The organism is Kocuria rhizophila (assembly GCF_003667225.1).
GTDB lineage: Bacteria > Actinomycetota > Actinomycetes > Actinomycetales > Micrococcaceae > Kocuria > Kocuria rhizophila.
Window position 1 is genome coordinate 13331 of sequence record NZ_RCOM01000026.1, and the last position, 14971, is coordinate 28301.

Sequence of the window (14971 nt, forward strand, 5' to 3'; positions counted from 1 at the left end):
GTGCGTCGCGCGTCACTGCCGGGGGCACGCCGGGGCCGGAAAAGCTCGTACCCCCGTCCGATGTGCGCCGGCCCGGGGGCTCGGAAAATGGAAGCATGACTTCTCCGAACCCCACCCGCACCCCACACGACTCCGCACCCTGGGCCGACGCCGCCCCGGCGCCCGCACACCCCGGCACCTCCCGGCGCCTGGCCGTGAGCGCGGCCCACGTCTCCCGCACGTACGGTGCCGGCGGCACGGCCGTGGCCGCGCTGCGCGACGTGAGCCTGGAGATCCCCGAGGGCACGTTCGTGGCGGTCATGGGCCCCTCCGGTTCCGGCAAGTCCACGCTGGTGCACTGCCTGGCCGGTCTGGACACCCCGGACCGCAACCCCGAGACCCGCATCGCGGTGGGCGGCCAGGACATCGCCGGGCTCTCCGACGACCAGCTGACCCGCTTCCGCCGCGACCACGTGGGCTTCGTGTTCCAGGCGTTCAACCTGGTCCCCACCCTCACCGCCCGCCAGAACATCGAGCTGCCGCTCTCGCTCGCGGGCAAGAAGGTGGATACCGCCCGCCTGGACGCCCTGGCCACCACGCTGCAGATCACCAAGCGTCTGGACCACCGCCCGGACGAGATGTCCGGCGGGCAGCAGCAGCGCGTCGCGATCGCGCGCGCCCTGCTCTCCCAGCCGGACGTCGTGATCGCGGACGAGCCCACGGGCGCGCTCGACTCGGCCACGTCCCAGGAGGTGCTCGCCCTGCTGCGCCGCTGCGTGGACGAACTGGGCCAGACCGTCGTCGTGGTCACCCACGACCCCACGGTGGCCGAGGCCGCGGACCGCGTGGTGCGTGTGCGCGACGGCCAGATCGTGGCCGACGACGCCCGGGGAGGTGCGCGCTGATGCTGAAGGTCGTCTACTCCCGCCTGACCCGGCAGTGGAGCCGATACGCCCTCGTGGTGCTGTGCGTGGCCGTGTGCGCCGCGTTCATGACCGCGGCCCTGGGGCTCGCGAGCAGCTTGACCACGAGCCTCGCCTCGGACCTCGCGGCCCCCTACAAGAACGCGGACGCGGTGGTGCAGAGCACGGACGACGAGAAGGCCCCGGCCGCCGTGGACGCTCAGCAGATCCGCAAGATCGAAGAGCTGCCCGGGGTCCGCAGCGCCTGGGCCTCGCACGGGGCCCCCGTCCAGGCCCAGGGCGGGAAGGAGAACTCACCCAGCGTCATGGGTGACCTGCCCGGGGACCCCTCCCTGCTGCCCGCGGAGCTGACCACGGGTGAGCTGCCCACCTCGGACACCCAGGTGGCGGTCTCCGAGAAGACCGCCGAGGACCTCCACCTGGGGGTCGGGGACACCGTGAAGCTCACCGAGTGGGGGGTGGAGAACGGCTCCACCACGCAGTACACCGTGAGCGGGATCGTGTCCCAGAACTCCTCCGCGAGCCTGCCGGACTGGTACGCCACGCCCGGCGGGCTGGGGCACATGGCCGCAACGGAGGTTCCCGGACTCGCCGGGGGCTCCGGCATCCTGCTGCGCACCGACGGCTCCCTGAGCCAGGAGCAGCTGGACTCCCTGACCACCGAGGTCAACAGGATTCTGGGCACGGACCAGAGCGGCCAGCTGGCCCTGAGCATCAAGACCCCCGAGCAGTTGGCGGACGACGCCCTCCAGGAGATGTCCCAGGGCACGGACGTGCTCGCGATCTTCCTGGCCCTGTTCGCCGGGCTCTCCGTGCTGGTGGCGCTGCTGGTGGTCACCAACACCCTGTCCGTGCTCACCGCCCAGCGGGCCCGTGAGCTCGCCCTGCTGCGCTGCGTGGGCGCCACCGGTTCCCAGCTGCGCCGGGCGGTGCTGCTCGAGGGGCTGTTCATCGGCGTGCTCGCCTCCGCCCTGGGCGTGGCCGCCGTGGCCGGTCTCGTGGCGCTGCTCAACGCCTCGGGCCTCACTGGGTCCCTGACGCTGACCCTCGCCCCGCGGGACGTGCTGGTCGGCTTCGTCACCGGTGTACTGCTGACCGTCATCGCGTCCCTGGGCCCGGCCCGCCGTGCCCGTGGCGCGTCCGCGCTGGACGGCCTGCGCGGTTCCCGGGCCGCGGACGGGATGCCCGTGGTGCGCATCGTGCTCGGTGCCCTCGTGCTCGTGGCCGGTGTGGGCGCCCTGGTGTTCGGTGCCTCGCAGCACAGTCCCGGGCTGGGGATCGCCGGAGGTCTCGCCGCCTTCCTGGGCGTGGTGCTGACCTCCCGCGCCTACATCCCCGGGCTCGTGCGGGCAGCGGGCAGGCTGCTGCCCGGCGGGATCCCCTCCCGGCTGGCCGCGGCGAACGCCGCGCGCTACCCCACCCGCACGAGCACCACGGCTACCGCGCTGCTGATCGGTGTGCTGCTGGTCTCCACCGTGCTCACGGGCCAGCACGTGGTCCGCGTGAACCTGCTCAACGAGCTCGACCGCCAGAGCCCCGTGGACATCTCCGTCCCGGCGCAGGCGGGGCAGCTCAGCGCGGAGCAGGTCTCCGAGCTGGAGGGGCTGCCGAACGTCCTCGGTGTGCAGACCGGAGGGGACCTGCCCTCCGGGGCCGGTGCGACCATCGACGCCGAGCAGTACCTCAACAGCATCCAGGCCACGGACCTGCGCAGCTCCGTGGCGGACATCCTGCACGTGGACGCCAACCAGCTGGGCGGGGCCCTGCTGGAGAAGGCCAGCTACGTGAGCGTCCTGGACGTGCTGCTCACCGTGGTCCTCGGGCTGCTGGCCGTGGCCGTGGTGGTGTCCGTGCTGGGCATTGCCTCCACCACGTCCCTGTCCGTGCTGGAGCGCTCCCGGGAGAACTCGCTGCTGCGGGCCCTGGGGCTGTCCAAGCGGCAACTGGGCGCGCTGATCCGTCGAGAGGCGCTGGTGATCTCCCTGGTGGCCACCCTCGTGGGCCTGGTGATCGGATGGGCCTTCGGTGTGCTGGGCGTGATGTCCGTGATCCCGGAGGGCATCGCCGTGCACCCCGCGGTGCCGTGGGCGGGCTTCGGCCTGATCCTGGTCGGCGCCGTGGTGGTGGCCGTCCTCGCCTCGGCCCTGCCGGTCCGGCGGGCCACGAAGCTCAGCCCGGTGGAGGGCATGGCTCGGGCGGACTGAGACTTCTTGCCGGGGGAACCCGGTGGGAACGAGGATCCCGACCAGGGGATCCGGTGAAGACGGGGCGTGGTCGCGTACGGGCGGCCACGCCCCTTTTCCTGTCCGGGGCTGCGCGCACCGGGTCTGCGGCGGCAGCCAGCCCCTCGGGAGCGGTGGCGCACCGAGGGGCGGGCACCGGCCCGCCGGGTCAGCCGCGGCCGACGGGGAAGGCCGGCCCAGCGGCGGCGTCGTCGTGCGCGGCGCTCAGCCTGCCGGGTGCGAGCCCGTGAGCCGGTCCAGGGCGGCCAGGAGACGGTCGAGGATTGCGTGGCGCGCCGCGGCGTCGTCGGGAAGCAGGCCCATGACCGCCTGCTGGTACAGCCCGTCACCCATGGCGAGCACTGCCGTGGCGACCACCGGGTCCTGTACGTCCGCGAGGATCACGCGGTACCACTCGGCGTTCACGCGGGCGCAGGTCTGCTTGGCGCCGGGTTCGCGGGCCTGCACCAGCCGAAAGGCGACGCCCAGGCTGCGGTCCAGTGGGCTGTCCTCGTAGAGCGAGGTGGTGAGGAACTCGCGGGCCGCGCCCTCGGAGGACGCGGTGAGCCGCTCGAGGTCCTCCCGAGCCAGTTCCTCGCAGCGGACCATGGCCGCCTCCACGAGCGCCTGGCGGTGGGGGAAGTGGTAGAGCAGCCCGCCCTTGGAGACTCCGGCGTGGGCGGCCACCGCGTCCAGGGTGGCGGCGCGCTCGCCCTCCGTGAGCACCAGGTGCTCGAAGGCGGCCAGCAGCTTGTCTCGGGCTTCCGGTTTGCGTGGCATGGACGTGCGGGACCTCACGTGGTGACGGGAATCATTGCGGACCTGACGAAGTTAACTGTACCGTCTGGACGGTAAAGACTGGTGAGATGCTCCGAGAACGGAGCACGGTACAAGGGCGTACGTCTCTCGTCCCCCCGCAATCCGAGTCCGAGGAGGTTCCCGAGGTGTCCACGATGGTCGAAGAACAGCGCAAGGCAGGGCCCCGGCAGTGGGCCTCCCTGGTGGTTCTGATGCTCCCCGTGCTCCTGGTGTCCGTGAACAACACGGCCCTGAGCTTCGCCCTGCCCGCGATCTCCCAGGGGCTTCACCCCACGGCGTCCCAGCTGCTGTGGATCGTGGACGTCTACCCCCTGATCCTCGCTGCGCTGCTGATCCCCATGGGCAGCCTGGGGGACCGGATGGGTCGGCGGAAGATGCTCATGATCGGGTCCACGGGCTTCGGTCTGGTGTCCCTGTTCGCCGCGTTCGCCCCCACTGCGGAGTGGCTGCTGGCCGCCCGCGTGGGCATCGCCGTGTTCGGCTCCATGCTGCTGCCAGCCACGCTGTCCCTGCTGCGCTCCGTGTTCCGGGACGACCGCCAGCGCACCCTGGCCATCGCCATCTGGACCGCCGGGTTCAGCGCGGGCGCGGCCCTCGGGCCCATTGCCGGCGGCTTCCTGCTCAACCACTTCTGGTGGGGTTCCGTGTTCCTGCTGGCCGTTCCGGTGCTGCTCGCGTTCCTGGTGGCCGCGCCTCTGATCCTGCCCGAGTCCAAGGACCCCCACCCCGGGCCCGTGGATCCGCTGTCCATCGTGCTGGCCGTGCTCACCATGGCCCCGGTGGTCTACGGCATCAAGTCCCTCGCCACCGGTGGCTCGGTGCTCCACGGTGTGCTGTTCATCGCCGTGGGCGCGCTGTGCGGGCTGCTCTTCGCCCGCCAGCAGGTGGCCAAGGACTACCCGATGCTGGACCTGCGCTTCTTCCGCAGCCCGCGCTTCTCCGGCGGCCTGTCCGTGAACATGGTGTCCAATGTGGCGCTGTTCGGCTTCCTGTTTTTCTTCACCCAGTACCTCCAGCTGGTCAACGGCACGGACCCCATGACCTCCGGGCTGCTCATGGTCCCCGGCCTGGTGCTCTCCATCCTGGCGGGCCTGGGTGCCGAGCGGATCGCACGACTGGTGGGCATCCGCACCGCCGTGGTGCTGGGTCTGCTGCTCGTGGCCGCCGGGTTCTTCGTGGTGGCGTTCACGGATCAGATGGCGTCCTCCGCGCCCATCCTGGTGGCGTTCACCGTGATGAGCGCGGGCACGGGCCTGGCCACCACGCTGTCCACGGACCTCGTGGTCTCCTCCGTGCCCGAGGCCAAGGCCGGCGCGGCGTCGGCCGTGTCCGAGACGGGCTACGAGGTGGGCGCCGTGCTCGGCACCGCCGTGCTGGGCGGGCTGACCACCGCGTTCTACCAGGCGCACCTGGAGCTGCCCGCCGCGGTGAGCGCGGACAGTGCCCAGATCGCGCACGAGACCCTCGGCGGGGCGCTGGACGTCGCGGCGGAGTCCCCCGCGGGCTCCGTGATCGCCGACGCCGCCGTGGCCGCCTTCTCCTCCGGGATGCAGTGGACCGCGCTGATCGGCGGCGTGCTGGTGGCCGTGGTGGCACTGGTCCTGGCCCGCGTGCTGCGCGCGGACCGTCGGGTGCGCCGCGTGCAGGGCTGACGCCCCGGCCGACGACGCCGCCACGCCACTCCGCGCCCCGTCTCACGTCTGAGGTGCACTTCTGACCGGATCCCGGGAGACGTTCAGTTCGTGGACGTCGTGGTGGCGTGCTGATACGGGGTGGTCGAGTTCACCCGGAGGTACGTCCACGCCTCGGGCACCCGCGCGGCGGCCAGGAACGCAACAACCAGCAGGCCGCCCAGGGGCGGCAACCAGGACAGATCCGGCCTGATGAGGGTCGCGCACGCGAAACCTGCCAGGAAGAACCAGAGCAGCAGGGCGTTCCAGAGCGCCTGTGGGCGAGTGACGTGCCCGGCGGGAAGTCAGCATGCTGTCCTCGGGAATCTTCCCCCGCGGGCCTTCGTTAACCCCGGTGAGGACATGCTCGATCGTCCGAGAAGAGAATCCGAGACAGAAGGAGACCTCATGGCCTACCGCACAGAGAATCCAGCCACCGGAGTCGTCGAGCAGGAGTTCACCTCCGCCACGGACGCGGAGATCGCCCGCGCCGTCGAGCGCGCGGACGCCGCCTTCTCGTCCTGGCGCGCCACCCCGGTGGAGCAGCGCGCGAAGGCGCTGAGCGCCGTCGCGGACGCGTTCGAGACCCGCGGGGACGAGCTCGCCCGCGTGATCAGCACCGAGATGGGCAAGCCGTTCAAGCAGGCGCAGGGCGAGGTGGCCCTGTCCTCCGCGATCTACCGCTGGTACGCGGAGCACGGCCCGGCCATGCTCGAGGAGGAGACCCTGGACGTGGGCGACAGCGCCAAGTCCGTCGTCGTCACCGAGCCCGTGGGTGTTCTGGTGGGTGTCATGCCCTGGAACTTCCCGCAGTACCAGGTGGCCCGCTTCGCCGCGCCCAACCTGATGCTGGGCAACACGATCCTGCTCAAGCACGCCTCCATCTGCGCCCGCACGGGTGAGCTGATCGAGGAGATCCTGCACGCCGCGGGAATCCCCGAGGACGCCTACATCAACCTGTTCGCGAGCACCGACCAGATCACGGACATCATCGCGGACCCGCGCGTGCGCGGTGTGTCCCTGACCGGCAGCGAGGGCGCGGGCAAGGCCGTGGCCACCACCGCCGCCCAGAACCTCAAGAAGAGCGTCCTGGAGCTCGGCGGCTCCGACCCGCTGATCGTGCTGGACGACGTCGATGTGGCCAAGACCGCCAAGACGGTCGCCATCACCCGCATGCGCAACGCGGGTCAGGCCTGCAACTCGCCCAAGCGCATCCTGGTGCCCTCGTCCATGCTCGACGAGTTCGTGTCCAAGGTCGTGGAGACCGTCGAGGGCATGACGGTGGGCGACCCCCTGGCCGAGGACACCAAGATCGGCCCGCTGTCCTCCGTGGAGGGCCGCGACGACGCCGTGGCCCAGGTGGAGCGTGCCGTGGAGCAGGGTGCCACCCTGCACACCGGCGGCAAGGCCCTGGACAAGGACGGCGCCTGGATGGCTCCGGCTGTCCTGACCGGCGTCACCCGGGAGATGGACGCCTACAAGGAGGAGATCTTCGGCCCCGTAGCCGTGGTCTACTCCTACGACTCGGTGGACGAGGCCGTGGAGATCGCCAACGACTCCGACTTCGGCCTGTCCGGTTCCGTGTGGAGCGCGGACGCCGCGAAGGCCGAGGAGGTCGCGCGCCGCCTCGAGGTGGGCATGACCTACGTCAACGAGCACGGCACCACCATGCCGGGTCTGCCCTTCGGCGGCGTGCGCCGTTCCGGCTACGGCCGTGAGCTCGGCCGCTGGGGCTTCGACGAGTTCTCCAACACCAAGCTGGTGCGCGTGGCGGGCTGACCCCCGCGCTCATCGGCCGGGTGCCCGGGGGTGCCGTCACGACGGCGTTCCCGGGCACCCGCTCGCTCGGCACGTCCGCGCGTGCACGGCCTCGCCGCACCGGCGACCCACTCACCAGTTCTCGCACCAGATCTCGCGGGGTGCCACCCCGATCACGAAGGAGACACCATGACCGACACCACCACCCTCACCGAGCAGGAAAAGGCCAACCTGGAGCTGGCCAAGGAGTACATGCGCATCGCCTACACCCCGGGTGAGGCCAGCGGGGACGCCGTGACGCACCTGTGCGCACCGCACAACCGCTTCGTGGGCCCCACCACGTTCCCGGGTACGGAGACCCTGGAGCAGTACGCGGACGTGCACGGTGAGCTCATGACCAAGCTGGACGACCTGCACTTCGAGAGCTTCGACGTGGAGTTCGTCAAGGACGACCGTGTGGCCCTGCGCTACACCGCTCAGGGCACCCACAAGGGCGCCCCGCACGGGGACATCCAGCCCACCGGCCGCCAGGCCACGTGGACCGCGTGCGCGCTGTTCCGCGTGCAGGACGGCAAGCTCGTGGAGTTCGTCAAGGAGTGGAACAAGCTGCCCATGTGGGAGCAGCTGGGATGGCCCATCGAGGAGTGCCTGACCTACAACGACTGAGACGGTCGCGGCGCTTGATGCGTCGCGGACTCTGCGGCGGGGCCGCGGTCGGTGCCATGGGCGCCGGCCGCGGCCCCGCGTCGTCGTCCGTGAACTCGCCCTGCACCTGCGGTGCCCGCCCCTCCCGCGGCCCGCGCAACGGTCGTACAGTGGGAGGTGGATCACACGGAACCGGTGCGGAATCAGGTGAAACATGGGTGCTCGGGAACTGGTGGCGGACGCGGCGCGGCGCCCCGTGGAAGCGGCGGAGGCCGCGGTGGAGGGCGTCTCCGCCGAGGTGCTGAACCGCATGCCGGACGGCACGCACAACTCCATGGCATGGCTCCTGTGGCACGCCGCGCGGCAGCAGGACGCGCAGATCGCCGCGCTGTGCGGGGCGGAGCAGGTGTGGACTGCGCAGGGCTGGTGCGAGTCGTTCGGGCTGGACCGCCCCGCGGAGGACTTCGGCTTCGGGGACGGCCCCCGGGAGGTCGCGAGCGTGCGGGTGCAGGACCCCGGGCTGCTGATCGGCTACCTGCGCGCGGTGTGCTGCGGCACGGCGGAGTACGTGAACGGCCTCGACGACGCCTCCCTGGACGAGGTCGTCGACGACTCCTGGGACCCGCCCGTCACCCGCGGCGTGCGCATCGTCTCCACGATCGACGACGCCGCCCAGCACGTCGGGCAGGCCGCCTACGTCCGCGGCCTGGTGGACGAGTGGTCCGGGCGGTACTGACAGGGCCGCACTTTCACGTCAATGAAACTGCATAGACGCTGAGGGTTCACCTACACTGGTTCTACTGACTGTCGGCCCCAGGGCTCACGGCGCCGAAGTCCATCCCGGGAGAGACGATCGCATCCATGGCTCGTTCAAGCGCACGCTCATCCACCAGCAGGAAGCCGTCCATGGCGCTGGTGGCCTTCACATCCTTCTCCCTGCTCGTGGCCGGGAGCGTGGCGCTGAGCAACGGCACCGACACCGCCCCGTGGCAGCCCGCCATGGCGCAGGACCCCCAGGGTCCGCAGCGCCCCGGAGCCACCGATCCCGCCGCCGACGCCGCGCGGCCGGCTCAGCCCTCCCTCTTCGCCTCCACACCGGACCCCGCAGCCATCTCCGCAGCCCAGGACGCCTCCCTCGTCTCCCTGAGCAGCACCCGGCCGAGCGGCGGATCGGCCGGAGCGGGCGGGCCCGGAACGGGCGGCGGAGCGGGCAACGGGGCGGCGTCCTCGGTGGCGCCGAGCACGCGCGCACCCGCAACCTTCGAGGGCGAGCTGCCCGTCAACACCCTGATCGCCCCGGCGCAGCCCGTGGTGGTGCTCAAGGGCGGCGAGTTCGGCTGGCGCACCGCGCCGGACACGGGCCAGCGCGAGTTCCACAACGGCACGGACATCTCCGCGCCCGAGGGCACCCCCGCCGTCGCCGCCCTGGACGGCACCGTGACCGCCGTGTTCTGGGACGTGTGGGGCGGCAACCGCGTGGAGGTCTCCCACGCAAACGGCATGAAGACCACGTACAACCACCTCAAAGAGGTCATGGTGCGCGAGGGCGACTCCCTCCGGGCCTCCGAGCAGCTGGGCGTGGTGGGCCAGACCGGCATGCGCGTGACCGGGCCGCACCTGCACTTCGAGACGTGGGTGGACGGCAAGGTGGTGGACGCGCAGTCCTTCGACTGGAAGTCCGGGGAGGAGATTATCCCGGCGTCCCGTCCGGCGTACTCCACGGCGGACCAGGCCGGGGTGTCGCAGGCCCCCACCAACCCGAACGCCAAGCCGGGAACGGACGCGGGTTCCGCGCCCAGGACACCGAAGAAGAACCAGGACGAGATCCGGGCGCTGGGTCAGCAGACGGCACCGGCCAAGGACACCTCGGCCTCCGGCAACGGTAAGGCCTCCGGTGAATCCGCTCCGAAGGCCTCCGACTCCTCCGGCAAGAAGCACGTGACCCAGGGCCCGTCCGCACCCCCGCAGCGCGGTGGCGGGAAGACAAAGCCGGGAAGCGGCAAGACCACGGCCCCCGCGCCGGCTCCCTCTGCCACCTCGTCGCAGACTCCACCGAAGGGCACCGGGACGCCCGGGAACTCGGGCACCACCGACCCGACACCCACTCCGTCGGCAACCAGGACACCGACACCCACTCCGTCGGCAACCACGACACCGACGCCCAAGCCCACCACGTCCACGCCGCCGCAACCGACCCCGAACCCCTCGACGACGGCGCCCGCGCCCTCCCCGGTCAACCCGTACACGGCGGACATCACGAAGCTCACCACCCTGGAGCAGTTCCAGCAGCGCACCCAGAACCTGCTGGCCACGCAGCTGAAGCTGACCCCGGCGGAGCAGTTCGGGCCGCTGACCCCCCTGAACGTGGAGCTCAAGGCGCTGACCCAGCAGCTCACCTTCCGCAACTTGGCCGCGGTGGACCCGGCGTACGCGAAGCAGCTGGGGATCACCCAGCAGGCGGTGGAGAAGGCTTCCGCCAAGCCCACAGACCCGAAGCTCACTTCCGCGGCCACGGCGGAGCTCACCAAGCTCCAGAACCTGGTGAAGAACGCGCCGCTCTACAAGGACAAGAACGCCGCCGCGCCGGGAGCGGGCCAGCCTGCCCCCGCGGTGCCGGGCCCCGCGGCGCCGGGCCCGGCCGCACCGCAGAACTGACCCCGGGACTCCCCACCCCCACGCGGTGCCCGATCCCACGGTGCCCGTTCGTGCGGTGCTAGCCTGCCCGCAAGGGGCACCAGCACCGGACCGGCACCAGGGAAGTGGGCACACGTGCGACGCATCGTGATCATCGGGGGTGGCAACGCGGGCCTGAGCTGCGCGGCGCGCCTCCTGCGGCAGACATCCCGGGACTCGGTCCGGGTGACGGTCGTGGAGCCGAGCCCCACCCACACCTACAGCCCCATGCTCTCCTACGTGGGGTCGGGCATGGCCGGTCTGAGCAGCGTGTGCAAGGCCCAGCGGCGGTACATGCCCTCCGGAGCCCGGTGGATCCGTGCCCGTGTCACGCGGGTGGATCCGCAGGCCCACACGGTGGCGCTCGACGACGGCACTGAGCTGGACTACGACGACCTCGTGGTGGCCCCCGGCATCGCCCCGGACCTCGATCGGGTGCCCGGGCTGGCCGCAGCCCTTGACGGCCCGCACGCTGCCTCCAACTACATCACGCAACTCGCGCCCAAGACGTGGGACCTGATGTCCGGGCTGCGGGGCGGGACCGCTGTGTTCACCATCCGCTTCGAGGACGTGGGCTGCGGCGGTGTGGGCTACAAACCCCTGTTCATGGCGTGCGACCACTGGCGCCGCACCGGGGTGCTGGAGGACCTCCGCGTGCGGGTGGTCGTGGAGGCGCCCGAGCTGTTCCCGGAGCCCCGGGTGGCCGGGCACATCGCGGACGCACTGCGGCGCTACGGCGTGGAGGCCGTCCTGGACGCTCGCATCGAGTCCGTGGACCCGGAGGCCCGGGCCCTGCACATCACGCGGGGCGGGTCACGGGAGTCCGTGGAGTACGACGCCCTGCACGTGGTGCCCCCGCACCGGGCTCCGGAGTGGATCGCGGACAGCGGGCTCGCGGACGACGGCGAGACGGGCCGGGTGGCCGTGGACCCCGAGACGCTGCAGCACGTCCGCTTCCCGCACGTGTGGTCCCTCGGGGATGCCGCCGGACTGGGCATCATGGCCTCCGGCGGAGCGATCCGCAGCCAGAGTCCGGTCCTGGTGCACAATCTCCTCGCGGCGGATTCCGAGGAGCTCCAGCGCTACGACGGCTACACCGTGGCGCCCATCGCCCTGTCCCGACGAACGCTGCTGCTCGCGGAGGTGGACCGGCGGATGCGCCCGGAGCCGTCCTTCGGCGTCCGCGACCTCGCGAACCCCCGCCCGTGGACGTTCCTCTTCGACCGCTGGCTGCAGCCTGCCCTCTACTGGAAGGGCATCCTGCGCGGCCTGATCTGAGCGGCTCGGCCCCCGGACCCGGACCACGACGCCGCCGCGAGACTCCAACGCGAGACCCCACGTGGGGCTTCCACGCCACGTGGGGCACCCTCGTGAGAGACCCGCGCGAGCCGCCCGGCGGCGTCGTCCGGGGCCGTGCGTGGCGGGGCGGCGCGTGCTGGGGTGGTGCCGGGTCCGGACGGGCCCGGCGCCACCGTGCTCAGCGGGTGGAGCGCACCCGCACCCCGGTGACCGGGCGGGTCAGCATGTGGGTCCAGGAGAACGTGAGGTCGTCCTGGTCGCTCGGCAGCTGGACCTCCGGGCGGCACAGCGCCACCACGGCGGCGGAGAGGGACGTGACCGCGATCTTCTCGCCGGGGCAGCGGTGGCCCGTGCGCACGTCCGCACCGCCCTGGGGGATGAACGTGGTGATCGCCTCGGCGTCCTCGACCCCCAGGAAGCGCTCGGGGTCGAACGTGGCCGCGCGGTCCCAGGACGCCGGATCCGTGTTGGTGCCCAGGATGTCCAGGACCACGCGTTCCCCCTTGTGCACGGGGCAGCCCTGGATCTCGGTGTCCTGCGTGAGCTCCGCGGGGAGCATGGGCACGAACGGGTACACGCGTCGGACCTCCTGCGCAAAGGCCACGGCCTCGGGAACGTCCAGCAGGGTGCCCCCGCGCTGCTCGGAGGCGGTGCGGATGCGCTCAACCCACTCGGGGTGCTCCACCAGGGCAGTGGCCGCGAACGCCGCGAAGCGGGCCACGGCCACGTTCGGGCGGGTGAGGTTCTGCAGCTCGATGCCCGCTGTCTTGGCGTCCACCAGCTCGCCGTGCTCGTCCACCAGACCGGCCATGTGCTCGAGCACGGAGTCCTGGGGAGCACGGACCCGCCCGGCTCGGACGTCCTTGATGAGCGCGGCGAAGCGGCGGTCCAGGGCGATCCGGTCCAACCGGGACACCACGTGGCTCGCGGGGCGACCGAAGGTGTCCAGCAGGCGGCTCATGCGGTGGGCCCAGCGGTCCATCTCCGGCACGCCCCACTGCAGACCGGCCCACCGGAAGGACGCGCGGCCGAAGGCGATCGCGGTGCTGTCGTAGACGTTGTCGCCGTCCTTCCAGCGAGCCACGAGGTCCTCGAGCTCCTCGGCCACGAAGGGCTTGTACGCGGCCACGCGCTCGTCCTCGTACGCCATGTCCGCGAGCTGGTTCTTGCGCGTCCGGTGGGCCTCGCCGTCCAGGCCGTGGACAGCTCCCGCTCCGAACAGGGGACCCTGGACAACGCCGGGCATCGCCCCGTCGCGCTGCACGCGGGACGTGTCGTAGAAGAGCTTGACGCCCTCCTCACCGCGGACCAGGACGGTATTCTTGCCCAGCAGGGGCATGCGCACGGGGCACCCCGAGTCCGAGGAGAGGCCTGCGCGGCGTCGTACGCGGGAGGCGAAGAGGTAGCCGGAGCGCAGCAGCGAGGGGCCCTGCTCGGAACGGGTCTGGCCGAACTGTGAAGTCATGCCCCCAGTATGCTCCGGGGAACCGCGCGTCCGCGGGAGGCTCGTGGAGCCTGCGTTCAGGAGCGGCCGCGCTCCCGCAGTGTTCCGGCGAACAGGAATGCGAGCACACCCATCACGGGGAAGACGAGCAGTGCGGTGCGCAGCCCCACGGCATCGGCGAGCACCCCCACCAGAGGTGGGGAGAGCACGAACACGATGCGCATGCACCAGCTGACCAGCGTGAGCCCCGTACCGGGTTTGAGGCCCGGCGCGTGGTCCGCGGCGGCGTAGGCGTTGGGGACCATGGTGGCGCAGCCGAAACCGGCGAGCGCGAAACCCGCCAGGGCCACCCACGGGGCGGGCGCGAGGGCGACGGCTCCCAGGCCCACGAAGATCAGGACGCCTCCGATGCGGGTCACCAGGACGGCGCCGAGCGCGTCGATCAGGCGGTCCCCGACGATCCGGCCCACGAACTGCGCTCCCACGAGGCTCACGTAGCCGAGCCCCACCAGGCCCACAGGGGCGGCGAGCACGTCCCGGAGGTAGACGGCGGACCAGTTGGAGCCCACGTCCTCCACGAGCACCCCGGACACGGCGACCACCGCGATGGGCAGCAGAGCCAGCAGCGCCGCGCGCCTTCCCCGGGGCAGCCGGGGAATCCCTGCGGTGTCCACGGGGAGGTTCTCCGCCTGGGCGGCGGCGTGGGCCTCGTGGTCGTCCGGCACGGCCCACCGCATGGCCACCACGGCCACGGCGGCGAAGACCACCCCGCTGACGAGGAAGTGCCAGGCCAGGGGCACGTGCAGGGCGGCGGCCGCGGTGCCCATGAGCCCGCCGATCACGGCACCCACGCTCCACAGGGCGTGCATGGAGTTGATCATCGAGGTTCCGGCGAGGCGCTGGACCCGCAGTCCCTGGGCGTTCTGGGCGGTGTCCACCACCGCGTCCAGCACTCCGGCGACGAATAGCCCCGCTCCGAACACGGCGAGCACCGGGACGGAACCGGTCACGAACACGGCCGCGGCCAGGAGCACGGAACCCACGGCCGCGGTCCGGGCGGTCCCGAACCGTCGCAGGACGGGAGCGGGCAGCGGCCCGGCCACCACGCCGCCGATCGGGAACGCGATCACCGCCAGCCCGTACGCCGCGTTGGAGAGCTCGAACATGTCCTTGAACTCGGGCAGCCGCGGGAGCAGGTTGGAGAAGATCGCGCCGTTCGTGAGGAACAGCAGGGACACGGCCAGCCGGGCACGGCGGATGCGCGCGCGGTCCATGGCTTCGGGGTCGGAGGACGTCACCCGACCAGGCTACGGGGCGCGCCCCCTGGGGAGTCATCCGGTGTCACCCGGGCCGCCTCCCGGCCCGTCCGGCACCCGCGGGACGACGCCGCCGCGCACCGTCCCGCCGTGCCTCGCCACCCGCTCCGAGCGCGGAGGTTCTCGTCGCACGCCGTCCTGGCGGCATCGTTCGGCGGTCCCGTCCGCGACCACGCCCCTCCCGCCGCGGGGCTTTTCCCTGCCCGCGGCGGGGGGGGCGGGG

At 71.9% G+C, this 14971-nt stretch carries 11 protein-coding genes; 8 read left to right on the forward strand and 3 right to left on the reverse strand.

From position 1 onward, the window contains the following. Window positions 1-95: 95 nt before the first annotated feature. Together D9R02_RS05505 and D9R02_RS05510 are read left to right on the forward strand one after the other, a co-directional pair. On the forward strand, window positions 96-884 hold the full coding sequence (locus tag D9R02_RS05505) for an ABC transporter ATP-binding protein (protein WP_223110721.1): 789 nt from the start codon (window positions 96-98) through the stop codon (window positions 882-884). Beyond that, complete coding sequence (locus D9R02_RS05510; protein ID WP_121566496.1) at window positions 884-3106, forward strand: ABC transporter permease; 2223 nt, start codon at window positions 884-886, stop codon at window positions 3104-3106. The genes D9R02_RS05505 and D9R02_RS05510 overlap by 1 nt, the downstream gene beginning before the upstream one ends. A gap of 243 nt (window positions 3107-3349) precedes the next feature. On the opposite strand, the gene D9R02_RS05515 is transcribed toward D9R02_RS05510, so the two are convergent. Beyond that, window positions 3350-3904 carry a TetR/AcrR family transcriptional regulator gene (locus tag D9R02_RS05515; RefSeq protein ID WP_070637419.1) on the reverse strand — a complete coding sequence of 185 codons (555 nt, stop codon included), beginning with the start codon at window positions 3902-3904 and terminating at the stop codon, window positions 3350-3352. Window positions 3905-4077: 173 nt separating this feature from the next. Between D9R02_RS05515 and D9R02_RS05520 the strand changes: the two genes are divergently transcribed. The 6 genes from D9R02_RS05520 (at window position 4078) to D9R02_RS05545 (ending at window position 11967) form a co-directional block, all read left to right on the forward strand. Further along, window positions 4078-5595, forward strand: coding sequence for an MFS transporter (locus D9R02_RS05520; protein WP_070637629.1), 1518 nt, complete (start codon window positions 4078-4080; stop codon window positions 5593-5595). Between the two features lie 426 nt (window positions 5596-6021). Next, window positions 6022-7392 (forward strand): NAD-dependent succinate-semialdehyde dehydrogenase, encoded by a 1371-nt coding sequence (locus D9R02_RS05525; RefSeq protein WP_121566497.1) that lies wholly within the window; start codon window positions 6022-6024, stop codon window positions 7390-7392. Window positions 7393-7560: 168 nt separating this feature from the next. Beyond that, on the forward strand, window positions 7561-8037 hold the full coding sequence (locus tag D9R02_RS05530) for an ester cyclase (RefSeq protein ID WP_121566498.1): 477 nt from the start codon (window positions 7561-7563) through the stop codon (window positions 8035-8037). Window positions 8038-8230: 193 nt separating this feature from the next. Beyond that, complete coding sequence (locus D9R02_RS05535; RefSeq protein WP_039100750.1) at window positions 8231-8752, forward strand: mycothiol transferase; 522 nt, start codon at window positions 8231-8233, stop codon at window positions 8750-8752. A 125-nt stretch (window positions 8753-8877) separates the two neighbouring features. Beyond that, on the forward strand, window positions 8878-10671 hold the full coding sequence (locus tag D9R02_RS05540) for a peptidoglycan DD-metalloendopeptidase family protein (protein ID WP_259463910.1): 1794 nt from the start codon (window positions 8878-8880) through the stop codon (window positions 10669-10671). A gap of 114 nt (window positions 10672-10785) precedes the next feature. Then, complete coding sequence (locus D9R02_RS05545) at window positions 10786-11967, forward strand: NAD(P)/FAD-dependent oxidoreductase (protein ID WP_121566500.1); 1182 nt, start codon at window positions 10786-10788, stop codon at window positions 11965-11967. Between the two features lie 199 nt (window positions 11968-12166). On the opposite strand, the gene D9R02_RS05550 is transcribed toward D9R02_RS05545, so the two are convergent. Both D9R02_RS05550 and D9R02_RS05555 read right to left on the reverse strand, forming a co-directional pair. Continuing rightward, window positions 12167-13453 (reverse strand): cytochrome P450, encoded by a 1287-nt coding sequence (locus D9R02_RS05550; RefSeq protein ID WP_121566501.1) that lies wholly within the window; start codon window positions 13451-13453, stop codon window positions 12167-12169. A gap of 56 nt (window positions 13454-13509) precedes the next feature. After that, entirely contained in the window at window positions 13510-14730 is a 1221-nt protein-coding gene (locus D9R02_RS05555) for an MFS transporter (protein WP_121566502.1), read from the reverse strand. Window positions 14731-14971: the final 241 nt, after the last annotated feature.